Origin of the sequence: Faecalibacterium sp. Marseille-Q4896 (assembly GCF_017377615.1) — a bacterium.
GTDB classification, from domain to species: domain Bacteria; phylum Bacillota; class Clostridia; order Oscillospirales; family Ruminococcaceae; genus Faecalibacterium; species Faecalibacterium taiwanense.
This window is the reverse complement of sequence record NZ_JAFREG010000001.1, coordinates 432,044-458,012: the sequence shown is the minus strand read 5'-3', so window position 1 is coordinate 458,012 and position 25,969 is coordinate 432,044. Positions and strand designations below refer to the sequence as shown.

27 protein-coding genes are annotated in these 25,969 nt (G+C 59.6%); 16 read left to right on the top strand and 11 right to left on the bottom strand.

Going from position 1 to position 25,969, the window contains the following annotated elements:
- The first annotated feature begins 50 nt into the window (after window positions 1-50).
- Window positions 51-1,091 carry a hypothetical protein gene (locus J3348_RS02430; RefSeq protein ID WP_097777917.1) on the top strand — a complete coding sequence of 347 codons (1,041 nt, stop codon included), beginning with the start codon at window positions 51-53 and terminating at the stop codon, window positions 1,089-1,091.
- A 332-nt stretch (window positions 1,092-1,423) separates the two neighbouring features.
- Here the strand turns inward: J3348_RS02430 and J3348_RS02425 are convergent, their stop codons facing one another.
- Window positions 1,424-2,782, bottom strand: a complete 1,359-nt coding sequence (locus J3348_RS02425) for an AAA family ATPase (protein WP_207698226.1) — start codon at window positions 2,780-2,782, stop codon at window positions 1,424-1,426.
- A gap of 691 nt (window positions 2,783-3,473) precedes the next feature.
- On the opposite strand from J3348_RS02425, the gene J3348_RS02420 reads away from it, so the two are divergent.
- From J3348_RS02420 to J3348_RS02405, 4 genes are all read left to right on the top strand, one after another.
- Complete coding sequence (locus J3348_RS02420; protein WP_097774882.1) at window positions 3,474-3,740, top strand: AbrB/MazE/SpoVT family DNA-binding domain-containing protein; 267 nt, start codon at window positions 3,474-3,476, stop codon at window positions 3,738-3,740.
- A complete protein-coding gene (locus tag J3348_RS02415) occupies window positions 3,737-4,003 on the top strand; it encodes a type II toxin-antitoxin system mRNA interferase toxin, RelE/StbE family (RefSeq protein WP_097774883.1) in 267 nt (88 codons plus the stop codon). Before J3348_RS02420 ends, J3348_RS02415 begins: the two co-directional genes overlap by 4 nt.
- Before the next feature lie 91 nt (window positions 4,004-4,094).
- Entirely contained in the window at window positions 4,095-4,361 is a 267-nt protein-coding gene (locus J3348_RS02410) for a DUF4160 domain-containing protein (RefSeq protein ID WP_097777915.1), read from the top strand.
- Window positions 4,362-4,374: 13 nt separating this feature from the next.
- Window positions 4,375-4,632 carry a DUF2442 domain-containing protein gene (locus tag J3348_RS02405; RefSeq protein WP_097777914.1) on the top strand — a complete coding sequence of 86 codons (258 nt, stop codon included), beginning with the start codon at window positions 4,375-4,377 and terminating at the stop codon, window positions 4,630-4,632.
- 61 nt (window positions 4,633-4,693) lie between these two features.
- Here J3348_RS02405 and J3348_RS02400 read toward each other — a convergent pair whose 3' ends face one another.
- The 5 genes from J3348_RS02400 to rpmB form a co-directional block, all read right to left on the bottom strand.
- The gene (locus tag J3348_RS02400; RefSeq protein ID WP_207698225.1) at window positions 4,694-7,258 is read right to left on the bottom strand and encodes a heavy metal translocating P-type ATPase; all 2,565 of its coding nucleotides are present in this window, start codon (window positions 7,256-7,258) and stop codon (window positions 4,694-4,696) included.
- Window positions 7,259-7,300: 42 nt separating this feature from the next.
- Window positions 7,301-7,696, bottom strand: a complete 396-nt coding sequence (locus J3348_RS02395) for a metal-sensing transcriptional repressor (RefSeq protein ID WP_207698224.1) — start codon at window positions 7,694-7,696, stop codon at window positions 7,301-7,303.
- Between the two features lie 143 nt (window positions 7,697-7,839).
- Window positions 7,840-8,595, bottom strand: a complete 756-nt coding sequence (locus J3348_RS02390) for an alpha/beta hydrolase-fold protein (protein WP_097801858.1) — start codon at window positions 8,593-8,595, stop codon at window positions 7,840-7,842.
- A gap of 100 nt (window positions 8,596-8,695) precedes the next feature.
- On the bottom strand, window positions 8,696-8,872 hold the full coding sequence (locus J3348_RS02385) for a DUF4250 domain-containing protein (RefSeq protein ID WP_097774886.1): 177 nt from the start codon (window positions 8,870-8,872) through the stop codon (window positions 8,696-8,698).
- Between the two features lie 69 nt (window positions 8,873-8,941).
- Window positions 8,942-9,130 (bottom strand): 50S ribosomal protein L28, encoded by a 189-nt coding sequence (gene rpmB / locus J3348_RS02380; protein ID WP_082210844.1) that lies wholly within the window; start codon window positions 9,128-9,130, stop codon window positions 8,942-8,944.
- A gap of 453 nt (window positions 9,131-9,583) precedes the next feature.
- On the opposite strand from rpmB, the gene J3348_RS02375 reads away from it, so the two are divergent.
- The 9 genes from J3348_RS02375 to J3348_RS02335 all read left to right on the top strand — a co-directional run bounded on the left by J3348_RS02375 (window position 9,584) and on the right by J3348_RS02335 (window position 18,336).
- The gene (locus J3348_RS02375; RefSeq protein ID WP_207698223.1) at window positions 9,584-10,258 is read left to right on the top strand and encodes a site-2 protease family protein; all 675 of its coding nucleotides are present in this window, start codon (window positions 9,584-9,586) and stop codon (window positions 10,256-10,258) included.
- Window positions 10,259-10,260: 2 nt separating this feature from the next.
- Window positions 10,261-10,983 carry a segregation/condensation protein A gene (locus J3348_RS02370; RefSeq protein WP_207698222.1) on the top strand — a complete coding sequence of 241 codons (723 nt, stop codon included), beginning with the start codon at window positions 10,261-10,263 and terminating at the stop codon, window positions 10,981-10,983.
- A complete protein-coding gene (gene scpB / locus J3348_RS02365; protein ID WP_005941268.1) occupies window positions 10,980-11,531 on the top strand; it encodes an SMC-Scp complex subunit ScpB in 552 nt (183 codons plus the stop codon). The genes J3348_RS02370 and scpB overlap by 4 nt, the downstream gene beginning before the upstream one ends.
- 3 nt (window positions 11,532-11,534) lie before the next feature.
- A complete protein-coding gene (locus J3348_RS02360) occupies window positions 11,535-12,284 on the top strand; it encodes a DUF2953 domain-containing protein (protein ID WP_207698221.1) in 750 nt (249 codons plus the stop codon).
- A gap of 79 nt (window positions 12,285-12,363) precedes the next feature.
- A complete protein-coding gene (gene ytfJ, locus J3348_RS02355) occupies window positions 12,364-12,771 on the top strand; it encodes a GerW family sporulation protein (RefSeq protein WP_005941263.1) in 408 nt (135 codons plus the stop codon).
- A gap of 508 nt (window positions 12,772-13,279) precedes the next feature.
- Entirely contained in the window at window positions 13,280-14,110 is an 831-nt protein-coding gene (locus tag J3348_RS02350; protein WP_207698220.1) for a pseudouridine synthase, read from the top strand.
- Between the two features lie 776 nt (window positions 14,111-14,886).
- Complete coding sequence (locus J3348_RS02345) at window positions 14,887-16,254, top strand: sodium-dependent transporter (RefSeq protein WP_207698219.1); 1,368 nt, start codon at window positions 14,887-14,889, stop codon at window positions 16,252-16,254.
- 59 nt (window positions 16,255-16,313) lie between these two features.
- Entirely contained in the window at window positions 16,314-17,036 is a 723-nt protein-coding gene (locus tag J3348_RS02340) for a LytTR family DNA-binding domain-containing protein (protein WP_207698218.1), read from the top strand.
- Window positions 17,029-18,336, top strand: a complete 1,308-nt coding sequence (locus J3348_RS02335; RefSeq protein WP_242702834.1) for a sensor histidine kinase — start codon at window positions 17,029-17,031, stop codon at window positions 18,334-18,336. The genes J3348_RS02340 and J3348_RS02335 overlap by 8 nt, the downstream gene beginning before the upstream one ends.
- Before the next feature lie 416 nt (window positions 18,337-18,752).
- Here J3348_RS02335 and J3348_RS02330 read toward each other — a convergent pair whose 3' ends face one another.
- The 3 genes from J3348_RS02330 to J3348_RS02320 are packed head-to-tail and all read right to left on the bottom strand — an operon-like array spanning window position 18,753 to window position 20,917.
- Window positions 18,753-19,190, bottom strand: a complete 438-nt coding sequence (locus J3348_RS02330; RefSeq protein ID WP_005941235.1) for an aspartate carbamoyltransferase regulatory subunit — start codon at window positions 19,188-19,190, stop codon at window positions 18,753-18,755.
- Window position 19,191: 1 nt separating this feature from the next.
- Window positions 19,192-20,133 (bottom strand): aspartate carbamoyltransferase, encoded by a 942-nt coding sequence (pyrB, locus tag J3348_RS02325; protein ID WP_005941232.1) that lies wholly within the window; start codon window positions 20,131-20,133, stop codon window positions 19,192-19,194.
- 28 nt (window positions 20,134-20,161) lie between these two features.
- Window positions 20,162-20,917 carry a GntR family transcriptional regulator gene (locus J3348_RS02320; protein WP_097777907.1) on the bottom strand — a complete coding sequence of 252 codons (756 nt, stop codon included), beginning with the start codon at window positions 20,915-20,917 and terminating at the stop codon, window positions 20,162-20,164.
- Window positions 20,918-21,114: 197 nt separating this feature from the next.
- Here J3348_RS02320 and J3348_RS02315 point away from each other — a divergent pair, with 197 nt between their 5' ends.
- Together J3348_RS02315 and J3348_RS02310 are read left to right on the top strand one after the other, a co-directional pair.
- On the top strand, window positions 21,115-21,663 hold the full coding sequence (locus J3348_RS02315) for a GNAT family N-acetyltransferase (protein WP_097774894.1): 549 nt from the start codon (window positions 21,115-21,117) through the stop codon (window positions 21,661-21,663).
- A gap of 207 nt (window positions 21,664-21,870) precedes the next feature.
- Window positions 21,871-22,008, top strand: a complete 138-nt coding sequence (locus J3348_RS02310; protein ID WP_207698216.1) for a hypothetical protein — start codon at window positions 21,871-21,873, stop codon at window positions 22,006-22,008.
- A 134-nt stretch (window positions 22,009-22,142) separates the two neighbouring features.
- Here J3348_RS02310 and J3348_RS02305 read toward each other — a convergent pair whose 3' ends face one another.
- Together J3348_RS02305 and J3348_RS02300 are read right to left on the bottom strand one after the other, a co-directional pair.
- A complete protein-coding gene (locus tag J3348_RS02305) occupies window positions 22,143-23,510 on the bottom strand; it encodes an MATE family efflux transporter (protein WP_207698215.1) in 1,368 nt (455 codons plus the stop codon).
- 206 nt (window positions 23,511-23,716) lie between these two features.
- Window positions 23,717-25,732, bottom strand: a complete 2,016-nt coding sequence (locus J3348_RS02300) for a TIM-barrel domain-containing protein (protein ID WP_005941213.1) — start codon at window positions 25,730-25,732, stop codon at window positions 23,717-23,719.
- Window positions 25,733-25,969 lie beyond the last annotated feature (237 nt).

Here is a 25,969-nt window from a genome sequence, read left to right as displayed (position 1 = left end):
TTCTGCCCGCGGCGCGCTGCTACATATATATGGATGCGGAGGGCTGAGTTATGAATCGAAGCTGGAATTTCCGGCGGGGCGTGCTGCTGGCGCTGGCAGGGTACACGGCGTTTCTGGTGTTTGCCGCGCCGCAGCGCTGTGCCGATGCCCTGCAGGCGGGGCTGCGGCTGTGCGGCGGGCCGCTGCTGGTATCGCTGTTTCCGTTCCTCATCGTATCGGCGCTGGCGGCAGGCTGCGGGGCCGGGCAGTGGCTGGGCTTTGTGTTCCGGCCTGCGGCGCGGCTCATGGGCATCCGGGCAAAGGGCGCGGGCGGCGTGCTGCTCATTGGGGCCTTGGGGGGCTTTGCACCGGCGGCGGTGGCTGCGTCCGAAGCCGTGCGCACCGGTCAGCTCACCTCCCGGCAGGCCTCGGCGCTGCTGCCCGCCTGTGTGTGCAGCGGGCCGTCCTTTGTCATCCTCACGGTAGGGCAGCAGATGCTGGGCAGCCGCGCGGTGGGGGTGCGGCTGTTTGCGGCCCAGCTGCTGGCGGGATACCTCACGGCGGCGCTGCTGTGCAGGATGCAGGGCGGGGCCGGGCAGGCTCCACCCGCGCAGGGGGAAACCATTCAGCTGCCCGCACTGGACGCGGTGATCGCGCAGGCGGCAGTGACCTACCTGAAGCTCTGCGGCTTTGTGCTGTACTTCCGGCTGCTGGCGGCAGGGTGCGGGGCATTGCTGCCACAGCCGTGGGCGGCGCTGCCCGCCATGCTGCTGGAAGTGTGTTCCGGCTGCGATCAGGCCGCCCGCACCGGGCTGTGGGCCAGCACGCTGTGCTGTGCGGCGCTCAGTGTGCAGGGGGTGTCGGTACTTTTGCAGGTGCGCACCATCTGCCCGGCCGAGATCTCGCTGCGGCCTTTGCTGGCAGCGCGGGCGGTGCATCTGCCGCTTTCGGTGGCGCTGTTCTGGCTGGGCAGCACCGTGCCGGTGCAGGCCGTGCAGACCTTTACCACCCTGACCGAACGGGTGGTGGTGCTGCGCCGTGTCCCGCTGGACTGCGCCCTGCTGGCCTTTGCCGTGTGCTGCATCACGGTGGAGGAGCTGGCGAGAAGTTAAGGTGCGGGCCGCGTGCTGGGCTGTGGGCTGGGAGTTTCTCCAGCGAATGTCCGGGAAGTGGGGCCCCGTGCGTAAGCACAGGGGCGGAACCGTGGGTTCCGGGCTGTTCGCGGAGAAAGCTGCCAGCACGCAGCCTGCGGTTTCAGGGAACTTTATCAGGTGCTACTGTAGGAGCGTTATCTGAGCAAGTTTAAACTTTTAAATGATACAACGATTGAAAAGTAACTTTGTCAAGGTGAGAAAGTTCCATTGTTCTGAGAAAGTTCCAACTTTGTCAAATATCCGAACTTTGTCAAGCTGACAAACATCAAATTTATAACGTAGATAAGTATTTAAAATGGAACTTTGTCAGATGTTTCTCCACAGTAGCAGGTATACCAGCGATTCCTGCCATCTTTTCCACGTATCGCTTGCTTTGCGATTTGGCTGGACTTCGTGAGGTCACTGTACACACGGTTGTATGTACTGTCACTGCACCCAATCTCCCGCAGGACGGCGGCGCGCAGCTCGTTGCTGGGCATCGACCCAAGGCGGCTCTCGGACAGAACGTTCAGGATGGCGCTGCGGGTGTCCTGCCGGGTCTCCGCCGTGCGCACCCGCCGCTCCTCAATGAAGTCGGCATCCTTCTTGTCGGTGTAGCCGTCAAACACGGCCCGCGCGGTCTTTACGCCCTCCACCTCCACATCGTCGATGTGCAGCAGCACCGTCTGCTGGGGGCGGGCGTAGCTGTTTTTCTCGTGGCTGAGATAAATTTTGCCGTCGTTCTTGGCGCGGCCCATCATCAGCACGCTGCGGGCCATGTCCCAGATATCCGAGCTGTCGGCCAGACGTGCGCGGCCGGAAACGCCCTGCTTTTTGTTGGAGTGCATCACGATGAGCACCGCGCAGCCCTGCTTTGCGGCAATGGCGCGCAGCGGCAGCAGGGCACTGCGCATCTGGTTGCGGCTTGCCATCTCCACATCGGCGGGCAGAAAGCTCTGCAGCGGGTCCACGATGAGCAGCAGCGGCCCGGCCTTGGCGGCAAAATCCGCCAGTGCCTGATCCTTGAGGGTAAGGGGCTGGCCGGTCTTGCCAAAGTAGTCGTCGGCGGTCAGCACCAGCACCCGGTTCATGTCGGCCCCGGCCGCCAGCAGACGGGCCTTGAGCACCTTGCCGGGGTCGTCCTCGCCCGCAAGCAGCAGCACCTTGCCGGTCTGCTGCGGCGGCAGCGGAAAAAAGCCGGAGGTCTTGCCCGCCGTCACATAGGCAATGAGCTGTGCCTGCCAGATGCCCTTGCCGGTGCCGCCGTCGGCACCCAGCAGAGACACTTCGCCCAGCGGCAGCAGCTGCGGCACCAGCCACGCCACGCTCTGCATGGGCACATCGGCCAGCAGGCCGGGCTGCACCGCGCTGCCCTCCAGCGCAAGCTTGCGCTGCTTTGCGTCCGCGTTCACGGCTGCCATAAAGGCTGCGGGGTCGGCCTGCCACGCCTGCTTGCAGGTGTTGAGCCATTGATCGATCTTGTAATTGACGGCGGGCAGCTGCATGTTGCAGGCTGCGCCGCGCACGTCGTCCAGCAGGTCTTCCCGTGCAGCCGGGTCGGTCTGGTGGAACATTACCGCAAAGGTCAGGCGGCTGAACAGCTGCTGCTCGGTCCTGCAGGCATCCAGCATGTTCAGAAAGTCTGTGCGGTCCTGAATGGATACTCCCAAAATACATTTCTCCTTTCGCTGTGGTTTATAACTGGAAGCAAAACCAAATGTTGTTGCTATAAGTATAACTCTGAAAAAACAACGTGTCAACAAATAGTTTTTGCGCAAAAAGCCACAGCTTCCGGGGTGAAAATGCACAGGAAAATGGGGAAAGTAAAAGAGAAGGCGGGCACCTTCTCTTGACAAAACGGCAAAAAATAACTATACTACAAATAGAAAAGGTGCTGTCCGCAATGGTCAGCTCCTTCCGGTTGGATCAATAAGAATGACCGCTTACCGTTTGGAGACAGGGGCGGTCATTTCTTATTGTTATGGATCTCTTTGAAGATTGCCCATGCGATCTGAAATGTAATCCCAACTGTACCGCCAACAATGACGAACAGCTGCAGAACATCGTTCAACACCATGATGCATCCCCCCTTCCGCGTTTGCGAACGGGGGAACAAACAATAAGCTTTTACGTCCCCCGGACGCTTGCCGGAGGGAAGCATGACCACCTGCGCTTGCAGACAGCACCTTAACGCCACCCTTTGGGGCGGCATTTTTAGTTTAACATACTTTCTGACGAAATACAATAAGAACCCACAGAAACGACGCTTTGTAAAATTTTATGGTGCATGGTTGCTTTTTGAAAAAAGCAGAGTATAATAAAAGTGAGAAAGTAAGAAAATCGCACAAAGGAGAATGAAGGATGCTGACGGAATTGAGGACAAAATCCCAGATCACCATTCCAAAGGATATTGTAATGAAGATGGGCCTGCGTGAGGGCGACAAGCTGGAGATCGTGGAGAAGGATGGCGTGATCGAGCTGATGCCGGTAGCCGTTTACCCCAAAAAGTATCTGGACGAGCTGCGCAGCGAGATCAACGAAGCAAAGGCCAAAATTGCGGCAGGGGAGCAGCCGGTGTTCGACACTGTGGACGCACTGTTTGAAGCGCTGGACGGTGCGGACGAATGAATTACAAGATCACCTACACCAAACGATTCATAAAGAACCTGAAGCGTTTGAACGCAGCGGAGCGGGCGCAGCTGAAAAAGAAGCTGGAAATTCTGGAAATGGACCCGCTGTATCCGTCGCTGCGCACAAAGCGTATTCAAGGCACGGTAGACTTGTTCGAGTTCAGCGTAAACATGGATGTGCGGGTCATCTGGCAGTACGACGGTGATACGATCATTCTGCTGTTGGACATCGGACACCATGATATTCTGAATCAATTTTAAAAGCCTGTAAACACGATAAAAAGGCCGTTGATGCGCCTTGAAAACCTGATTGCTGTATGTTAAAATGACACTGAGAAGGGAAGTGGTGCAATTGCCGGTACTGAGCATTTTTTACGGCATCATTGTCAGAATGTACCGCGAACAGGGTGGAAAGCATAATATGCCGCATATCCACGCAGAATATTCCGGTGAAGAGATCGTGGTTGCGCTGGACGGTACGGTTCTGGAAGGCAGCTTTCCGAAGAACAAGCTGAAACTGCTGGAGGCATGGATCGTGATCCATCATGAGGATCTGGAAGCCAACTGGAAGCTGCTGAGCAATGGTGAACAATTCTTCCGCATCGACCCGCTGAAGTAAGGAGTGATTCTGGATGTTACAGCCGAAGCTGACAAAGGTGGAACCCGTAAAACCGCTGAAGCTCTGCCTTTATTATGAGACGGGCGAGGTAAAGCTGTTTGATGCAGCCCCTTATGCCACCGGCTCGTGGTACGGCAGGCTGCAGGATGAGCGTTACTTTGCTACCGTGCATCTGCTGCCGGGCGGTATTGGCATCGAGTGGGAAGAGGGGCAGGATATCGCCCCGCATGAGCTGTACGAAAACAGCGTTCCTGTGAAGAAAACAGCATAACCCAATGCAAAAGGCCGCTGCACGGTTCACATGCAGCGGCCTTTCCGTATTCAGCGGCGGTTTACTGGATGCCGGTCACAGGGTAGTCCTGATCCTCAACGGCCTTCTTCAGCACGTCGTCGGCGACCTCGGCGTTCAGGGTGACGATGGCGGTGCCGGCCTCGTGGCTCACCACGGCCTCGTCCACCTCGGGCAGGGCTTCCAGAGCCTTCTTCACGCGGGCTTCGCAGTGGCCGCACATCATGCCTTCCACCTTCAGGGTCTTTTTCATAGCAGTGTCCTCCTTGGTACTCTCTTTATTTGCAACCGCTGCGGGCTGTGCGGAGACAGCGGGCAGGGAAGCAGCATTTTTTGCCGCACGATCGTGCTTTGTGCTGTGCACGTCGAACAGGTTCAGGCGCAGGGCGTTGCTTACCACGCAGAAGCTGGAAAGGCTCATGGCAGCAGCACCGAACATGGGGTTCAGCGTCAGGCCGAAGGGGATGAACACGCCTGCGGCCAGCGGGATGCCGATGATGTTGTAGATGAACGCCCAGAACAGGTTTTCGTGGATGTTGCGCAGGGCAGCGCGGCTCAGGCGGATGGCGGCGGGCACGTCCGACAGCTTGGAGTTCATCAGCACCACGTCCGCCGCGTCGATGGCAACATCGGTGCCTGCGCCGATGGCGATGCCGGTGTCGGCACGGGTCAGAGCCGGGGCATCGTTGATGCCGTCGCCCACCATGGCCACCTTGCCGGATGCCTGCAGCTGGCGGATGACCGCTTCCTTGCCGTCGGGCAGCACGCCTGCGATCACCTCGTCCACACCGGCCTGTCTGCCAATGGCAGCAGCGGTGCGCTGGTTGTCACCGGTGAGCATGACCACGCGGATGCCCATGGCCTGCAGCTCCCGGATGGCCTGCGGGCTGTCCTCCTTGATGGTATCGGCCACCGCGATGATGCCCAGCAGACGGCCTGCTCCGCCGAAGAACAGGGGCGTTTTGCCCTGTGCGGAAAGGGCTGCGGCCTTCTCCTGCAGCTGTGCGGGCACGGTGACTTTGGTGCCGATAAAGGACGCATTGCCGCCAAAGATCTCCACACCGTCCAGCTTTGCGGCCAGACCGTTGCCCGGCAGGGCGGCAAAGCCGGATACCTCGGGGGCGGTGAGCTTCTGCGCGTCGGTGCAGGCCAGCACGGCCTTTGCCAGCGGGTGCTCGCTCTTGCGCTCCAGTGCGGCGGCAAGGGTGAGCAGCTCCGTCTCGGAAACGCCCTCGGCGGGCAGGATGTCGGTCACTTTTGGTTCACCGCTGGTGATGGTGCCGGTCTTGTCCAGCGCCACGATCTGGGTGCGGCCTGCAGCTTCCAGCGAAGCGGCGGTCTTGAACAGGATGCCGTTCTTTGCACCCAGCCCGTTGCCCACCATGATGGCCACCGGCGTTGCCAGACCCAGCGCACAGGGGCAGCTGATGACCAGCACGGAGATGCCGCGGGCCAGCGCATAGCCCAGCTCCCGGCCCAGCAGCAGCCACACGATGGTGGTGACCACCGCGATGGTAATGACCGCAGGCACGAAGAAACCGGACACCGTATCGGCGATTTTTGCAATGGGAGCCTTGGTGGCGGCGGCATCGCTGACCATCCGGATGATCTGGGCAAGGGTGGTGTCCTCGCCCACGCGGGTGGCCCGGCACTGCAGGAAGCCGGACTGGTTGGTGGTGGCAGCGCTCACCTTGTCGCCCGCAGCCTTGTCCACGGGGATGCTCTCGCCGGTCAGGGCGCTCTCGTTCACGGCGCTGGTGCCTTCCAGCACGATGCCGTCCACGGGGATGTTCTCGCCCGGGCGCACCACAAAGATGTCCCCCTTCTGCACCTGCTCGATGGGCACGGTCACTTCGGCACCGTCCCGCAGCAGGGTGGCGGTCTTGGGGGCAAGCTTCATCAGGCTCTTGAGCGCGTCGGTGGTCTTGCCCTTGGAGCGGGCCTCCAGCATCTTGCCCACCGTGATGAGGGTCAAGATCATGGCAGCGGACTCAAAGTAGAACTCCATCATATAGTGCATGACCAGCTCACTGTTGCCGTCCACCTGCGCGCGGGTCATGGCGAACAGGGCGTAGGTGCTCCACACAAAGCTTGCCATGGAACCCATGGCCACCAGCGTGTCCATGTTGGGCGAGCCGTGGAGGAGCCCCTTGAAGCCGTTGATGAAGAACTTCTGGTTGATGACCATGACGATGCCCGCCAGCAGCAGCTGCACAAGGCCCATGGCGATGTGGTTGCCGTCGAACCAGCGGGGCAGGGGCCAGCCCCACATCATGTGGCCCATGGAGAAGTACATCAGCACCAGCAGAAAGCCCAGCGACGCAATGAGCCGCCGCTTGAGCTTGGGGGTCTCGTGGTCGGCCAGCGCGTCAAGGTCGGCGCTGGTGGAGCTGGCAGCCGCCGCGCCTGCACGCTTGGGGCTGGCACCGTAACCGGCATCCTGCACGGCCTTGATGATCTCGGCAGAGCTGGCGGTGCCCTCCACGCCCATGGAGTTGGTCAGCAGGCTTACCGAACAGCTGGCAACGCCGGGCACCTTGCTCACGGCCTTCTCCACCCGGGCGGAGCAGGCTGCGCAGCTCATGCCGGTAACGTTGTATTGTTCCATAAAATATCACTCCTACGTTGAGTATGCACAGGAAAGGGCTTCTTATTTCATGAGCTTGGGCAGCAGATTCACCAGCTCGTCCAGCTTTGCCTCGCTGCCCGCGCGCAGGTCGTCCGCCACGCAGGTGGAGATGTGCTGTGCCAGCAGCTCCTTGGAAAAGCTGTTCAGCGCCGAGTTCGCCGCCGCCACCTGCACAAGGATGTCCACGCAGTAGGCATCCTTTTCCAGCATGCCGCGGATGCCGCGCACCTGCCCCTCGATGCGGCTGAGCCGGTTCAGCAGGGCCCTGTGCTCCTCCGGGGTGCGGTCTTTGTGGCGGCAGCAGGAGGGGGTGACGCTTTCGGTGGGCGCAGCGGATGCGTCAACGGCCGGAGCCGTGGCAGCTTCGGGCTGGGCGGGCGTGCCGCAACAGCAGCAGGGCTTTTTCTCGTTGTCCATAAAATATCTCCTTTACCCATAGGGGGTATACGTCTTACAGCATGAGTATAGCACAGCAAACCCGATAAATCAAGTAGGGAATTGAAAAATACAAACAAAAAGAGGGAAGGCACTGCAAATGCCTTCCCTCTATCAAATATCTTTTACTTCTCCAGAATCCGCGGCACAAACAGGCCCAGCATCTTGCCCCACCAGTACCACTCGTGGGAGACATCGCCGCCCCAGACCTCGAGGTGGGCGGGCAGGCCCTGTGCGGCCAGCACATCGGCCAGCGCCTGCGTGTCGGCTTTGGCGTCGTCCTCGTAGGCACCCTGACCGGCGCAGAGCATCAGGCTGTTCTCCTTGGCCTTGGCCAGAGCCAGCTTGTCGGCGATGCCGTTCTCGGCCAGATACTGCAGGGGAGAGCAGCGCAGCACCAGATCGTCGGCTTCACTGCCCCAGAAGCGGGCCAGATCGTAGATGCCGGAAAGGCCGATGGCACCGGCAAAGAGCTTGGGACGGCGCAGGCGGCAGTTGACGGCGTGCACAGCGCCAAGGTCGATGCCCACACACCACAGCTTGGCATCCTTTGCGGCACCGTTCAGGGCCAGCACCCGGGGAGCCAGCTCGGCGGTAAGGTAGACGAAGTACTTTTCCTCCATCTCGGCGCGGCGGCGCACCGGGATGTCGCCGTTCAGTACGGCCTCGCCGTCAATGCTGTCGGCGCAGAACAGCTGCACCTTGCCCTCGTTCAGCAGCGGGGCAATGGCATCGGGCATACCGTTGTTCTCCCAATCATAAAAGCGGCCGCCGCGGGCAGGCAGAGCCAGCACCGGCACACCGGCGCTGCCGTATACCTTGAACTCCATCTCGCGGTTCAGCACGCTGCTCCACTCTTTGTAATAGGTACCCTGGATCATAAATCAAGCACTCCTTGTTTCTATATTCACCGGCCCGGGCGCAGTCGCTGCACGTTGGTGCCGGTCGTTAGCGATCAAAAGAAAGCTTTCTCTGGAAATATCACACGAACTGGTTGCGCTGGGCATCGTACTCGTAGCCCACAGCTTTGAGCTTTGCGCACAGATCTGCCTTGTCGGCATCCATGTCTTCGCACAGAGCATCGAGGTTTTTGTAAAAATCACGCAGCTTCAGGTTCACCACGCTCAGCAGCATGATGGGATCGTTGGGCAGAGCCATGTGTTTTGCCTCCTTACAGCAACAAAAAAAGCCGGCCACTCGACAAAGTGACCGGCCACATACACCAAATTAGACAGCGCGGGTAACTTTGCCAGCGCGCAGGCAACGGGAGCATGCGTAGACGTACTTGGGAGAACCCTCAACGACCGCCTTGACACGACGGACATTCGGCTTCCAGGTACGGTTGGAACGACGATGAGAGTGAGAAACCTTGATACCAAAGGCAACACCCTTGCCGCAGCATTCACATTTAGCCATGGTACTTGCACCTCCTGCAGTGAAGTAAGGAATCAAAATAATCAGCTTGACTATTGTAGCAGATTACCGGGCAAAATGCAAGCCTTTTTTCAAAAAATATTGCGGTTTTTTGGAAAACTGCCCCGATGCACTCAGATGCTGTTTTTTGTTACGACCCCTTGTGTGAAAATGTGATTTGGAGCAGCCCGCAGGCTGCAACGGCGACGACCGCCGCCAGTGGCGGAAACAGGGAGAAGCTGTTGGGGCAGCGGCCAGCAAGACGTGAGTGCCGTTCAAGGCACGAAACGAATGCTGGGTGCCGCAACTCGTAGACAAATCACGAATTAAAAATAAAATTCCGCTGAAATGATCAGAGCGAAGCGGAGATCATTTTAAATCGTCTGGACACCCCTTGTCTAAAACCTCAAAAAATAGTATTATATATGGTATACTGAAAAAAGGCAGGAATATCGAATGACCTCTCAGGGCATCTATTATCTCATCCGCGCGCTGGTGGCGCTGGTGGCCATCCCCTTCCACGAGTGCGGCCACGCGCTGGCGGCATGGCTGCTGGGCGACGACACCGCAAAGCGGCAGGGGCGGCTCTCCATGAATCCCCTTGCCCACTTTGACCTGCTGGGCACGCTGTGCATGGTGTTTGCGGGCGTGGGCTGGGCAAAGCCCGTCTCCACCGACCCCCGCAATTTTAAAAACCCCAAGTGGGGCATGGCCCTCACCGCGCTGGCAGGCCCTGCGGCAAACATCCTCCTTGCCTATGTGGGCATGGTGGTGTGGAAGCTCATGTACTACTGGGCACCGGTGAACGATGCCGCCATCTACATTGCCATGTTCCTGCAGTACCTTGTGCTGATGAACGTGAGCCTTGCCGTGTTCAACTTGATCCCGGTGCCGCCGCTGGACGGCAGCCGCATCCTGCTGGTGGTGCTGCCCCGGCGCATCTACTTTGGCCTGATGAAGTACGAGCGCTATATCATGATCGCCCTGCTGGCGGCAGTGTGGTTCGGCGCACTGGATACCCCCCTGTACTACCTGAACAACATTGTGTGGGAGCTGCTGGGCAAGGGCACCGGCTACATTGATAAGATCGCGTATTCCATCTACTATGCCGGCCTTGGGACGGTGGTGTGAGCGTGGCAGAAGAACTGACCTTCCATCTGGAAGATTTTGACGGCCCGCTGGAATTATTGCTGGCGCTTGTGGCCAAACATAAGATGGACCTGCACAACATCCCCATTCTGGAGCTGATCGACCAGTACACCGCCACGGTGGCGCGGGCCGACCCGGACCCGGAAGCCGCCAGCGCCTTCATCGAGATGGCCGCGCGGCTGGTGGAGATGAAAAGCTACCTGCTTTTGCCCCGCAGCGAAGAGGGCGAGCGGCTCAAGCAGGAGTTCACCGGCCAGCTGATCGAGTACGACCAGTGCCGCCGCATGGCTGCGCTTTTGCGCCAAAAGGCCGAAGCTGCGCCGGTTTTTGTGCGTCCGCCCATGGAGATGGAGTTCGATAACACCTACGACCTGCACCATGCGCCGCAGGTGCTGGCGGATGACTGGGCCATTCTTTCCGGCCGCACCAAGCTGCGCCGGGAGCCTACCCAGCAGCAGTTCGAGCCGCTGGTCACAGCGCCCATGGTGTCGGTGACGAGCCGGGTGGTGTACATTCTGCGGCACCTGATTGCCGGTACAGCGGCAAAAATAAGCCAGCTGTTCAGCCGTCAGCAGACCCGCAGCACCAACGTGGCCACCTTTCTGGCCTTGCTGGAGCTGGTGCGCGGCGGCCGCGTAAAGCTGGACGACGAGGGCCGGCTGACCATGCAGCGGGGCCGCATCCAACGTGATAAGGAGAAGGAATGAACCAGAAACAGATCCGTGCAGCCGTGGAAGCCATGCTGTTTGCCAGCGGCGACCCCATTGGTGCCGACAAGCTGGCCCAGGCGGTGCAGCTGCCGCAGCTCAGCGTGGAAGCCGCGCTGGAAGCCCTGCGGGAGCGCTACGCCCGGGAGGACAGCGGCCTGTGCCTGCTGCACCTGAACACCCGCTGGCAGCTTGCCACCAAGACCGAGTGGGCCGACTGCATCCGCCGCCTGCTGGACAGCCGCCGCGCAGTGCCCCTTGGCCCCGCCGCCATGGAGACCCTGACCGTGATCGCCTACAACCAGCCGGTGTCCCGCGCCTTCATCGAGCAGGTGCGCGGCGTGGATTCCTCGTCCAGCGTGTCGGGCCTGCTGGAAAAGGGCCTCATTGAGGAAGCCGGACGCCTTGACCTGCCGGGCAGGCCGGTGAGCTTCCGCACCACCGACACCTTTTTGCGGGTGTTCGGCCTTTCTTCTCTGGCCGACCTGCCGCCGGTGCACGGGCAGGAGACTGAAACAAACGCATCACCGACGGAAAGTGAGGGGTAACGCATGGGAGCATTCCTCGCCGCGCTGGGCGCAGTGCTGCTGTTCATCCTCCGGGTGATCGGCATTCTGCTGCTGGTGGTGCTGATCTTACTGGTGCTGTTGCTGCTGTGCCCCTTCTGCGCAGACCTGTGCTGGGAGCACGGCGTGCTCACCGTAAAGGCCGGTGCGCTGGGCATCACCTTCCCGGTGTTCCAGTACCCGAAGCCGGAGCCGCCGCCCGCACCGGAAAACCCGGAGCCGCCCAGGGGTTTTGGCAAGGTCAAGGCAAAGTTTGCCGCATGGCGGGCCGAGCGCAAGCGGAAAAAGGCAGAGGAGAAGGCCCGCAAAAAGGCCGCCGCCGCTGCCGCCAAGGCAAACAAGCCCGCCCAGCCGCGCAAAAAGGCAAAGATCACGCTGGAGATCCTCTGCACCATGCTCAAAGGTGCGGGCACTTTGACCAAAGCTGTGTTCGGTGCGCTGCGCATCACAAAAATACAGGTGCGCCTTGGTGTGCGCGGGGAGGACCCCGCCGCCGCTGCCCGCAGCTACGGCAAGCTGCAGGCGTGGCTGTACCCGGTGCTGGGCGTGCTGGACCGCTTTCTCTGGCTGCAGTTCGATGAGCTGCGCATCCTGCCGGACTTTGGCAGCGGGCAGCCCACCGTGGAGGACCGGGTGTCCTGCAGGGTGAGCGCGCAGGCACTGTTCATCGTTCTTGCGGCGGTGCGGGTGCTGTACGAGTTCTGGTGCAAAAAAGTATTGGACATCTTCCTATAATGTGGTACACTATACGTGTATCCGGATCTGCAGACAACGGGCCTTTGCCCGAATCAAACCGATAAAGGAGAGCTGTTTTATGGCTGAGCATCCCATTCAGGGCCTGATGAACGTTACCATGGAGAAGATCCACCAGATGGTGGACTCCAACACCATCATTGGCAAGCCCATCATCACCGAGGACGGCACCACCATCCTGCCGGTTTCCAAGGTGAGCTTTGGCTTTGCCTCCGGCGGCACCGACTTTGACGGCAAGAACGCCGCCAACAAGGACCTGTTCGGCGGCGGCTCCGGTGCGGGTGTGAACATCCAGCCGGTGGCCTTCCTCGTGGTAAAGGACGGCTGCGTGCGCACCATCCAGCTGTCGGACAACGCCGATACCATCAACCGTGCCCTGACCATGCTGCCGGAGCTGGTGGACAAGGTTGCCGCCCTCATCAAGAAGGACGAAAAGAAGGAAGAGCCTGCTGCTCCTGCTGAGCAGTAAGTGGAGGGCTTGGCACCGGACACTCCGTCCCGCCTGCGCTCGCCAGACCACCAGCGTGGTGTAGCCCTCGCACTTCCCGGCAGGCTTTTCTGTCGATTTTAGTCGCAGCCTGCACTTTAGACATGGCTTCGCGCATCTTGCCGGAGTATCCGGTGCCGATCCCGGCAGGACGGCAGGGAGTTTCTCCAGCGAATGTCCTGGGGGTGGGGCCCCGGCGCGCAAGCGTTGGGGCGGGACTGGAGCCCTGCAACGGCAACGACCGCCGCCAGCGGCGGAAACAGGGAGTTGCCGTTGGGGCCGCGGCCAGCAAGACGCAAGCGATAGCGAAGCGGCTGCTGGGTGCCGCAACCCGTCGCTGTTCGCGGAGAAAGCTCCCTGCTGGCCTGCTAACTACTATCGCCGTAACTGTGAGCTTCCAACTCACAGTTTTGATACAGGCGCACCCGCACCCCAAAGCAGGGGAGAGGTGCGCGTTTTGAGCGCCGGGAGGCGCACAAGGAGTTTTATTATGGCAGAAGAACGTATTCAAAAGATCATGGCCGAGCAGGGACTTTGCTCCCGCCGTGCCGCCGAACAGATCATTGCCGAGGGCCGCGTGAAGGTCAACGGCCACCCCGTCAAGGTGGGCGACAAGATGGACCCCAACCGCGACGTGCTGCACGTGGACGACGAGCGCATCTATATCCGCAAGGATCAGCAGATGTACTATCTGGCCCTGTACAAGCCCCGCGGCTATGTGACCACCGCCAGCGACGAGCTGGGCCGCAAGACCGTGATGGAGCTGGTGAGCGATATCCCCGCCCGCCTGTACCCGGTGGGCCGTCTGGATAAGGACAGCGAGGGCCTGCTGCTCATGACCAACGACGGCGCGTTTGCGCAGGCCGTCACCCATCCGTCGGGCGGCATCTCCAAGCTGTACCGCGTCACCGTGCAGCCCCGCGCCGATGAAAGCCAGATCCTGAAGCTGAGCAGCGGCGTTGTGCTGGACGACGGCACCAAGACCATGCCCTGCGCCATCAACGTTGTCACCGACGAGCCGGGCCGCACCGTGATGGAAATGACCCTGAAAGAGGGCAAGAACCGCGAGATCCGCCGCATGTGCGAGACCGTGGGCCTTGAGGTGGTGCGCCTGAAGCGCAATGCCGAGGGCGTGGTAAAGCTGGGAATGCTCAAGCCCGGCACCTATCGTGAGCTGACCAAGGCAGAGATCAACGGTCTGCGTGCCGCTGCCGCCAAGGGCCGCGCCCAGACCCGCAGTGCCGCAGTGCAGTCCAAGGCTGCCGCGCGCCGCCCCCGCGGCCCGGTGGGCAAGGGTACTGCCCCCAAAAAGCGCAAGTAAGCCTATATACCTATATAAACGAAAAGAAAGCACCTGTACAGCGGGTGCTTTCTTTATTGTAAAATGTTATTTTTTATGATATCATAAAGATGCCGCCCGAAAAGGCGGTGATTCGGTGCTGTCTGCAAGCGCAGGTGGTCATGCTTTCCTCCGGCAAGCGTCCGGGGGACGTAAAAGCTTATTGTTTGTTCCCCCGTTCGCAAACGCGGAAGGGGGGATGCATCATGGTGTTGAACGATGTTCTGCAGCTGTTCGTCATTGTTGGCGGTACAGTTGGGATTACATTTCAGATCGCATGGGCAATCTTCAAAGAGATCCATAACAATAAGAAATGACCGCCCCAGTCTCCAAACGGTGAGCGGTCATTCTTATTGACTCCTTAGCCGGAGGGAGCTGACCATTGCGGACAGCACCTTCTCTATTTGTAGTATAGTTTCTTTTTGCTGGTTTGTCAAGAGATGGTTCTCGGCTATTATGCAAGGCATTTTTATATAAGTGAATAACTGTCAGCTCTTCACCTTTCAGGTGAGAAAAATTGCAGCCTGCCGTAAATACACCGAAAACGGACGCACCTGCAACGAAAATTGCGGTACGACCCTGCGGCAGGACGGGCTGTGCACGCGGGAAAGACAAAGAATACTTTTGACAACAAAAGTTCATCTCACTGAAGCGCCCCTGTTCTTCGACCAAATTTGTGCTATAATACAAAAGCAACGCTTCGCCCGGCCCCGCAAAGGGCAGGGCAGAGCAGAACGGAAAACAAGGAGTTTGGAATCATGGAAAGAGAAAAACTGAAGTCCCGGCTGGGCTTCATTCTGCTTTCGGCGGGCTGTGCCATCGGCATTGGCAACGTGTGGAAGTTCCCTTATATTGCCGGTCAGGGCGGCGGCGGCGCGTTCGTGCTGTTCTACCTGATCTTCCTCATCATTCTGGGCCTGCCCATCATGACCATGGAGTTTGCGGTGGGCCGCGCTTCCCGCAAAAGCCCGGTGCGGGCCTATCAGGCACTGGAAAAGCCGGGCCAGAAGTGGCACATCCACGGCTACCTCACCCTCATTGGCTGCTATCTGCTCATGATGTTCTACACCACCGTGGCAGGCTGGATGCTGCACTATTTCTACATGACCGCCACCGGTAAGCTGGCAGGCCTGAACGCCGATCAGGTGGCTGGCAAGTTTACCGAAATGCTGGCAGACCCCGGCGTGATGACCTTCTGGATGGTGTTCGTGGTGGCACTGGGCATCTTTGTATGCGCCAAGGGCCTGCAGAACGGCCTTGAGCGCGTGACCAAGGTCATGATGATCGCCCTGCTGGTGATCATGGTGGTGCTGGCCGTCAACAGCCTGTTCATGCCCGGCGCAAAGGAAGGCCTGAGCTTCTTCCTCGTGCCCGACTTTGGGCGCATGAAAGAGGTGGGCGTGGTCAACACGCTGGTGTCCGCCATGAATCAGGCCTTCTTCACCCTGAGCCTTGGCATTGGCGCAATGTCCATCTTTGGCAGCTACATCGGCAAGGAGCACTCCCTGCTGGGCGAGTCCGCCCGCATCGTGGTGCTGGATACCTTCGTGGCCATCACCGCCGGTCTCATCATCTTTCCGGCCTGCTTCACCTACGGTGTGGACCAGACCAGCGGCCCCAGCCTGATCTTCATTACCCTGCCCAACATCTTTGCCAACATGGCCATGGGCCGGTTGTGGGGCTCCCTGTTCTTCCTGTTCATGGCCTTTGCAGCGCTTTCCACCGTGCTGGCCGTGTTCGAGAACATCATCTGCTGCGGCATGGAGCTGACCGGCTGCAGCCGCAAGAAGTCCAGTCTGGTGAACTTCGTGCTCATCACTCTGCTTTCGCTGCCCTGCGTGCTGGGCTACAACGTGTGGGCATGGGACGGCTTTGCCGTGTTCGGCGGCGCTGTGCTGGATCTGGAGGACTTCCTCGTGAGCAACCTGTTCCTGCCGCTGGGCAGCTTGGTGTACCTGCTGTTCTGCGTTACCAGGTACGGCTGGGGCTGGGACAACTATAAAAAGGAAGTCAACACCGGCAAGGGCCTCAAGATGCACGACTGGATGCGCGGTTACCTGACCTGCGTGCTGCCGGTGATCGTGCTGTTCATCTTTGCCTTTGGCCTCTACGATAAATTTCTCTGATAGTTACTTTGGCCCCTCTTACTGCAAGAGGGGCCTTTTGCGGCAGAAAGGAACCTTCCATGCATATCCTGATCTGTGACGACGATGCGGCGTTCGGCGCGCGCATGGCAGAATATGTCACCGTCTACTTTACCGCCCGCAGCGTGCAGGTGCACACCGCCGTCTGCACCAGCGCAGCCGAGGTGCTTGCAACGCCGGGGCTGGAGCTGTATCAGCTGGCGTTTCTGGACGTGGACATGCCCGGTGCAAACGGCATGGTGCTGGGCCGTCAGCTCAAGCAGAAGTGCCCCGGCCTGATGCTGGTGTATGTTTCGGCCTATCTGGAATTTGCGCTGGAAGGCTACACGGTGAACGCCTACCGCTACCTGCTCAAGCGGGACATTGCGCGCACCCTGCCCAAGTGTCTGGACGACCTGCTTGCCGCCCTGACCGACCAGCGCAAGACCCTGACGGTGCACCACAACCGCACCGAAACGGAAATTCCGCTGGATCAGATCTATTATCTGGAAAGCGACCTGCGCCAGATCAACATCTACGGCGACATTGCCCGCCAGCCCATCTGCACCTACTACGGCAAGATCGCCGACCTGCCGCCCATGCTCTACGAGAACGGCTTTTTGCAGGTGAGCCGCAGCGATGTGGTGAACATGAAATATGTGCGCAGCATCCGCAGCTACCGCGCCCTGCTGAAAAACGGGGTGGAGCTGAGCGTGAGCCGCGCAGGCTATGCGGCCATCCAGAACGCATATCTGGAATGGAAGGGGCAGTATGTGGATGAGTGATGCATTTGCGGAAATGATGCTGGGGCATCTGGTGTGTCTGGTCCAGGGGAACGCCTTTATTCTGGTGGAGTGGGCCTATCTGGGCAGGGGAAAACTGCGCTGGCCGGTTCTGTGGGCAGAGCTGCTGTGTATGGGGCAGCTGGGCCTGTCACTCGCAACAGGAATGTCATTTTTCAATGTGCAGAGCGTCCTGCTCAATGTGCTGTACCTTTTTGTTACGGCGCAGCTGTTTGGCGGAACCTTTGCCGATAAGCTCACCGCCTGCCTGATCAACGGCACCATGTGCCTGCTGGTGGAGAACACGGTCAACTATACCTACTCCTGGTTCACAGGAGTGCGCACCGGCGAAGCATGGCAGCACCCCGGCTGCCTGATCGCTCTGTGCGCCGCGAACCTTATCGTGGGTGCAGCAGTTGCGCATTCCCTGTACAGCTGGAACCAGAAGTGTGCTCTGCAGCCGCTGCAGGCGCTGGTGATGTCCTTTTTCCCCGGGGTGGCTGTGGTGCTGAACATCGTGCTGATGGTCACAGGGACCCAGCAGCCCGCTACCCGGATGACCATGCTGCTCACCTTTGGCATGAGCGTGGCGGTGCTGGTGCATATCGCCATCGTGCAGATGTTCAACGATCAGGTGGTGCAGCGGCAGAACTCCCGCTACCGTGCTCAGCTGGAACAGCAGCGTGCCGAAGCCCTGCTGGATTCCTACACGGAACAGCGCCGCCTGACCCACGAGTTCACCAACCACATGACAGCCCTTACCGCCCTGCTGGATCAGGGAGATCTGAAAGGCGCACAGGCCTACATTGCCAGCGTGAGCAAAACGGTGGCGGCGGGCACCACCATCATGGATACCCACAACCCGCTGCTGGATTCCATTCTGAGCAAAAAATACGAAGAAGCGGCAAAAGTTGGCGTGAACATTTACTTTGACCTGTGCGATCTCAAGCGGATGCCCTTCGACAGCATGGATATGGTCATCGTGCTCTCCAACCTTCTGGACAACGCCATCCGCGCCGCAGCGCAGGCCCTGCCGCCGGAGGTGTATGTGCGCATCCGCAAAACGCCGGAAGAATACCTGATCTCGGTGCGCAACCGCGTGCAGGAAGACCTGCTGCTGGAGGAGGGCAAGCTGCCCGGCACCACCAAAAAGGAGAGCGGCCACGGCATGGGCCTTGCCAATGTGCAGGACGTGCTGCGCAAGTACGGTGCCGAGTACACCGTGAGCTGCCGCGACCGGTGGTTCCGGTTTACCTGCGCCATCCCGTGCGCAGTTCATGACATGAGCACCGACAATTTATGACATGTTCTGTGCAACAGGCACGCAACAATGCTATACTAAGGCCAGTAAAGGTGACCTCCTGCCGGGGCAGGGCGGATTTGCGGCCAAAGGAAGACCTGGTGAAGCTTTGCCCCCTGTGCAGTGATCCGGGCAGCGGTGCGTGTTAAGCTGCTCTGTTTTCCCTTTGCTCTTCGCTGTGCAGTCCTCATGCGCTGCGCAGCTCATCTGGCGGGGCTTTCAACGGCGAACTTTGGGGTTTGCTGCTGATAAAGTCACTCGGTACGTCGCATTTCTGTCCGGCAGGTGCTGCTTGTGGGAATGGAGCATCTGCCGCACAGGGCATTTGCGTCGGTGAGAGTTCCGTCAGATTTTTTATTGCAAAAAAAGAGCTGCTGTACGGCAAAATTGCCTGATACAGCAGCTCTTTTTCTGTGTCGTTATTCCGGCTTTACCTGCAGCTCCTGCTCGCAGTAGATGCAGCGGTATTTGCCGTTGGAGCTCAGCTCAAAGATCTGGTCGCACTCTTCCTCAATGGAGGAGATGCAGCGGGGGTTGCGGCATTTTACAATGTTCACAAGGCGCTTGGGGGGCATCGGCTTTTCCTTGCGCACGGCCTTGCCGTTTTCAATGATGGTCACGCTGATGCCCGGGTCAAGGTAGGCCAGCACATCCAGGTTCAGCCAGGAAGCATCGCCCTCCACCTTGATGATGTCCTTGCGGCCGCTGGCGGTCTTGCTGCTGCGTGCATTCTGGATCAGCGCCACGCTGGCGGTGCGGTTGCCCGCAATGCCCAGCAGGTCCATCAGGCCAATGGCAGTGCCTGCCTTGATGTGGTCGATCACGATGCCGTTCTGAATTTCATCGATGTTCAGCATATCAGTTTTCCTCCTTAGGTGCCTTGGGGTCGCGCAGGCCCAGCAGGGTCATGATCAGTGCCATACGCACATACACGCCGTTCTGCACCTGCTCAAAGTAGGCGGCGCGGGGATCGTCGTCCACGTCCAGTGCGATCTCGTTGACGCGGGGCAGGGGATGCAGCACAGCCATATCCGGCTTTGCAAGGCTCATCTTTTCCTTGGTGAGGATGTAGCTGTTCTTCAGGCGGATGTAGTCCTCCTCGTTGAAGAAGCGCTCCTTCTGCACGCGGGTCATGTACAGGATGTCCAGCTCCGACATGGATTCCTCCAGACTGCGGGTCTCCTGGTAGGGGATGCCGTTGGCCTCCAGCACGTCCTTTACGATGTAGTCCGGCACGCGCAGCTCTTCCGGGCTGATAAGCACGAACCGGATGTTCTTGCAGCGGGCCATGGTCTTGATGAGGGAGTGCACGGTGCGGCCGAATTTCAGATCGCCGCACAGGCCGATGGTCAGGTCATCCAGCCGTCCCATGCGGCGGCGGATGGTCATGAGGTCCGTCAGGGTCTGGGTGGGGTGCTGGTGGCCGCCGTCGCCCGCGTTGATCACCGGGATGCGGGAGTAGCGGGAAGCGCGCAGCGGTGCGCCCTCTTTGGGGTGGCGCATGGCCACGATGTCCGCATAGCAGGACACCACGCGGATGGTGTCGGCAACGCTTTCGCCCTTGCTTGCGCTGGACACGTTCTCACTGGGAAAGCCCAGCACATGGCCGCCAAGGTTCAGCATGGCTGCCTCAAAGGAGAGGCGGGTGCGGGTGGAAGGCTCGTAGAACAGGGTAGCCAGCTTTTTATGCCGGGCTACCTCCTGATACGCGGCCGGGTCGTCATGGATGCGGTCGGCCAGGTCGAGCAGAGTGGAAATTTCCTGCTGGGTAAAATCCAACGGGTCGATCAGATGTCGCATGGGTGCATACCTCCGTCAGTTTTTTGGTTTAGAGCAGCTTGCGTAAAATGGAAAAATCAAAGAAGTTTGTGTAGTAGCTCAGCGAACGCATCACCGGGCGGCACAAACGATTGAAACACACTTCGTCCAGCAGCAGCATGGCCTCGCCCGGAGCAAGGCGCATGGCGGAGCGGATGGCATCGTCGCCGCAGCTTGCCTTCAGGTGGGCGACGTTGGAGGAGATCTGCTGGTGGCACTCCCGTTCCAGAATATCGAACACGCCGCCGGTCAGGTCGATGCGGGTGTAGTCTCTGGCACCGAACAGTGCTCTGGGCAGGTAGTCGATGGAGTAGATCACCGGGGTGGTGTCGGCCAGAATGCGCTTTTTGATGCAGATCACGTCGTCGCCCGGCTCAATTTCCAGATCGCGGGCCAGCTCTTCACCGGCACGGATGGGAAATACCTGAATGCCGTCGGCGTGGGGGTAGCTGCCAAAGCTGCGGATCAGCGGGTAGTATTCCAGCTTCTGGTCCAGCCGGCTGCGCAGGCTCAGCACAGCGCGGTTCACCACCGTGCCAATGCCGCGCACGCGCTCCACATAGCCTGCGCGCTCCATCTCGCTCAAAGCATCGCGGATGACGGTGCGGCTCACGCCCAGCTCAGCGGCAAGATCTACCTCGGCGGGCAGACGGTCGGCCCGGGCATAGCGCCCGGTGCGCAGCTCTTCCAGCAGACTGGCAACGATGCGGTCGCTGATCACAGCACCGCCCAATCGGTTGGAAGAGGTAAGTGCAGATTCCTTCATGGTTCGGTTCCTCCGTTCACGGGCAGGGGATGCGCCCCGCCGGGACTTGAAGCCTGCGCCGCACGGCACCTTTGTGACCACGCCATACACCGCAGACCCCTTTATACTTTATTATAACATAAATTGACATTTATAAAAGCGGCATTTATACTGGAAACAGCGAAAAAGTATGATTTTATTTTGGAGGGAAACGCAAGATGGAAGTTTTTCTGCACAAGATCTGCGGCCAGCCGGTGCAGCCGCCGGTGTCCATGCAGCTGCGCCGCTGCACGCCGGAGCAGGCCCCGGCGGTGTACGCCTTGCAAAACGAGGTGCGCGCCGCCATGCCGGACCCGGAGCAGTTCGTGCCGGACACGCTGGAAAACATCACGGCCTATGTCCGCAATGATCTGTGCATCGGCGCATGGCAGGGCAGCCGCCTTGGCGGGTATCTCATCGTGCGCTTCTGCGGGCGCAGCGCACACAACTATGCGGCCTTCATGGATGTACCGCGCACCGAGTGGGAGCACTGGGCCAATGCGGACAGCGCCATCGTCCACGCAGATTTTCGCGGCAACGGCCTGCAACGGCTCATGCTGGAAGCAGCGCTGCCGCTTTTCCCGAAAAAAATCACCCACATCGGTGCTACCGTCAGCCCGCAGAACCAGTACAGCCTGCACAACGCCCTTGCGTCCGGTTTTGCCATCGTCTCCCGGCGGGAAATGTATGGCGGCCACGACCGCTACCTGCTGGCAAAGGAGCTGTAAAAAGTTGTAATTCGTCAAAAAGTATGTTAAACTAAAAACGCCACCCCGAAGGGTGGCGTTAAGGTGCTGTCTGCAAGCGCAGGTGGTCATGCTTCCTGCCCGTTATCGCTGCTCTTTCTACATAGAACGAAGCAGAGGTTCCGGGAGTGGAACTTTTTTGCAAAATGAAACTTCCCGGAGCCTTGAAGGCGAAGGGAGGGATATCCGGTGACTCTGTTGGAAACCTTCGCACTGCTCACCTTCATTCTCACACTGTTGGGTCTGATCGTGGACGTGATCCGTCTGGCCGTTGAGGTCATGACAATGTTTTCCAAGCACAAAGCCGATGATAGCAAAAAAGACTGACCGCCCAGCTACCAACTCGTGCGGTCAATCTTTTCTTGACTAAACGGGCAAGGAGCTGACCATTGCGGACAGCGCCTTTTCTGTTTGTAGTATAGTGCTTTTTTCAGGGATTGTCAAGGGCGCAGGGCTTCTCTTTACGCCGCCTGTAGTGTCTGACCTCTCTGGCGCATCTTGTGCCGCACCACCAGCAGGCAGGCCAGATGCACGGCAGCCGTCAGCACCCAGCTGATGGGGTAGCTGATGTACAGCATGAACGGTGTGCGATTCAGCTGGAAGATGGTGGCGATCCACACCAGCCGCAGCAGGCAGCTGCCCACAAGGCTCACCACCATGGGCAGCACGCTGTAGCCAAGGCCGCGCAGGCTGCTGGCCAGCGTATCCATGATGCCGCACAGCAGGTAGGTGCCGCAGATCACCCGCAGGCGCTCGTATCCGGCAGCGATCACCGCCGCATCCGAGGAGTAGAAGTGCAGCAGCTGGGTGCCTGCCAGCACCGCACCGCCGCCCAGCACCACGCCGGTCACGATGGCGCACAGCAGGCAGTTGAGGACAACACGGTTCAGGTTCTGGTACTTGCGCGCGCCCATGTTCTGGCTGGTAAAGGTGACGGCAGCCTGCGAAAAGGCGTTCATGGCGGTATAGACGAAGCCCTCCAGATTGGCGGAGGCCGAACTGCCTGCCACTACCGTGGAGCCAAAGGAGTTGATGGCCGACTGGATGACCACGTTGGACAGGCTGAACACGGTGCTCTGCAGACCGGCAGGCAGGCCGATGAGCAAAATCTGCTTCAGGGCACCCATGTGGAAGCCCAGATGATGCAGATCCAGATGCAGCGCGCCCTCCTCCTTCATCAGCATCCGCGTCACCATGCAGGCGGAAACGGTCTGACTGATGATGGTAGCCAGCGCCACGCCTGCCACGCTCATGGAAAAGCCAATGACGAACACAAGGTTCAGCACCACATTGATGAGACCGGCTGCTGCCAGACAGTACAGCGGGCGCTTGGTGTCGCCCACGGCGCGCAGCAGCGCACTGCTGAAGTTGTACAGCATGGTCATGGGCATCCCGATGAAATAAATTTTAAGGTACAGCGCAGAAAGGTCGATCACATCCTCCGGGCAGCTCATCAGCTCCAGCAGCCCCCGGGCTGCAAAGAACCCCACCACAGCCAGCAGCACGCCGCTGACAAGGCCCAGTGTCACCGAGGTCTGCACCGTGTCCTGAACACCGCGCTCGTCCTTTGCACCAAAGCAGCGGGCCGCCACCACGTTTGCGCCCAGCGAAAGCCCTACGAACAGGTTCACCAGCAGGTTGATGAGGGAGCCGTTGGAGCCCACTGCCGCCAGTGCGGTGCTGCCCGCAAAGCGGCCCACGACCACTACGTCCGCAGCGTTGAACAGCAGCTGCAGAATGCTGGAAGCTGCCAGTGGGATGGAGAACAGGATGATCTTTTGGAGCATCGGGCCGCTGGTAAGGTCAGCGGAGCGGCTTGTCTGAGCCATGAGAAAAGTACCTCCTTTTTATCGTTTACGCGGAGAAGCCGTTTTCCGAAGCATTGCACACTGCTTAGGAGGACAGCATCTGAAATGTAAATTTTTCGTAAATAAAGGGAACCGAAGGCATATTATAACGCGCGGCGCAGAAAAATACAAGTGGCACCGCCGAAAAAAGACAGTTTTTTCCGGCAATGCCACAGGAAAACGGTTTTTCAGTTGGATTCAAGCACCTTCCAGTGCTCCGGTGCGGCAAAATCGCTCGTCTCGCCGTCATCGGTGTACATCCGGCAGCGGGCGCTGCCATTTTCGTCCGGGCAGGCCCACAGGGTCAGGGCGGTGTCGTCCAGCTGGGCGGTGCAGCTGGCGGGTCTTGCCACCGGCACCGCATGGCCCGGGCGGATGAACAGCAGCACTTCGTCCAATGCGCAGCGGACGTAGTGGTGCCCGGCGGGCAGAAGCTCGGTGTCGTAGTCGTCTACACTGCGGATGCGGTAGAGCTTCATTGCTTCCGGCAGGTAGACATGCCGTCCGCTGGCGTTCTGGGTGTAGACAGGCGCTACCATCACACCCTCGCCCAGCAGCAGCTGGTCCTGCACCTCGCGGGCATCCGGGTCAGCAGGGAAATCAAAGCCCAAGGGCCGGAAGTAACTGGTATTTTCCAATGCCGCCTTCATGAAGGTACTATAAAGGTAGGGCAGCAGGGCATACCGCAGCCGGAGCATCTTCCGCAGGGCAGGCAGCATATCCGCAAAGCGGTAGTATTCCTGCATCCGGGAGCCGTCGGTGGCGTGGTTGCGCATCAGCGGCGTGAACAGGCCGAACTCCAGCCAGCGCAGAGCCAGATCAGGCGTAGTATCGTAGGAAAAACCGCACAGGTCGGCACCGGTATAAAGAAAGCCGCACAGCTGCACGTTGGGCATCATCTGGATATTGGCCAGAAGCTGTGCCCATGTGGAAGCGTTGTCACCCAGCCAGATGCCGCCGTAGCGGTGGCTGCCGATGAAGCTGGAACGGCTGTAGAGCAGCGTGCGTCTGCCGGGCCGCAGGCGGGCAAAGGCTTCGCCTGCCGCACGGGTCATATTGCCGCCGTAGAGGTTGTGCACCCTGTCATGGCGCACCCGCTGGCCGTCCACATCGTGGTAGAAGCTGGCGTAGTCCTCCGGGGCGTTCATCAGGCCCAGCGCACCGCCCACCACCTTGCCAAAGAATTCATCCTGCACGATGTTGTCCTTCCGGCTCAGTTCGTCCATGCTCTCAAAGAAAGCCTTGAGCCGCTCGGGTGAGTAAAACAGCGCAGGCTCGTTCATATCGTTCCAGAAGCCCTCGATGCCGCAGTCGGTCAGTGCCTTGTACTGCCGGCCGAACCACTCCCGCACCTCCGGGCGCAGGAAGTCCGCAAAGTAAGCCTTGCCGGGCCACACCGCCGCCACAAAGGGGGTGCCGTCGGCTTTGGTGCAGAAGAAACCGTTTGCAAGGCCCTCGGCACAGACGGGGTTTTCCGGGTCGATGCGCACACCCGCATCGATGATGGGCACCAGCCGGATGCCCTGTGCCTTCAGTTCAGCGCTCAGGGCGGCAAGGTCCGGGAAGCGCTGCTTGTTTACGGTAAAATCCGCGTAGTCCTGCATGTAATCGATGTCCATGCAAATCATATCCAGCGGCAGATCGTTCTCTTTGTACTGGCGGGCCACCTCCCGCACGTCCTCAGCGGTCTTGTAGCCAAAGCGGCTCTGTGCCAGACCAAAGGCCCACTTGGGCGGGATATAGCTGCGGCCGATGAGCTGCCGGAACTGGCGGCTGATATCGTTCAGGTCGTCGCCGGTGATGATGTAAAGCTCATGATCCGGCTCTTCGGTGGCAAAGCGCAGGGCATCGTATTCGGTGTAGCCGATATCGTAGCGCACTTTGCCCGGGAAATCGATGAACACACCAAAGCATTCACGGCCCACACCGCCATCAATGAGCAGAAAATTGTGCGCACCATAGTAGGAAAGCTTATCCTCGCTGTGGCGGGCTTCATCGGTGTTGTTGGTCACGTAGTGCCAGCCGCGCTTGTTGATGCCGCGGGGCATTTCGCCCAGACCGTACACGATGGCATCCGGAGCCATCCGGTAGGCCCAGCCGTCTTCTTCGGCTGTGAGGAAGGGAACCGGCCCGGCGGAAACTGGGATCTCCTGCACCACACTGTCGGTGGGCAGGGGCAGGCCAAAACGGAAACGCTGGATCATAGGGGACCTCCTTGTAGCATCCTTGCCCTCTCCGTCACGCCTTTCGGCGTGCCACCTCTCTCAAAGTGAGAGGTTTTGCCAAAGGCTCCATCTCCGAGGGGACTGTCGAGCGAAAGCGAGACTGGGGGAGTGGACTTCTCATTTTCTTTATCTTACCCCGGGCCACGCTGCAAAACAAGAGACAAAACCGGCACTTTTTTGCCACAAAACCGGCAGAACGCAGCCAAAGCATAAAAA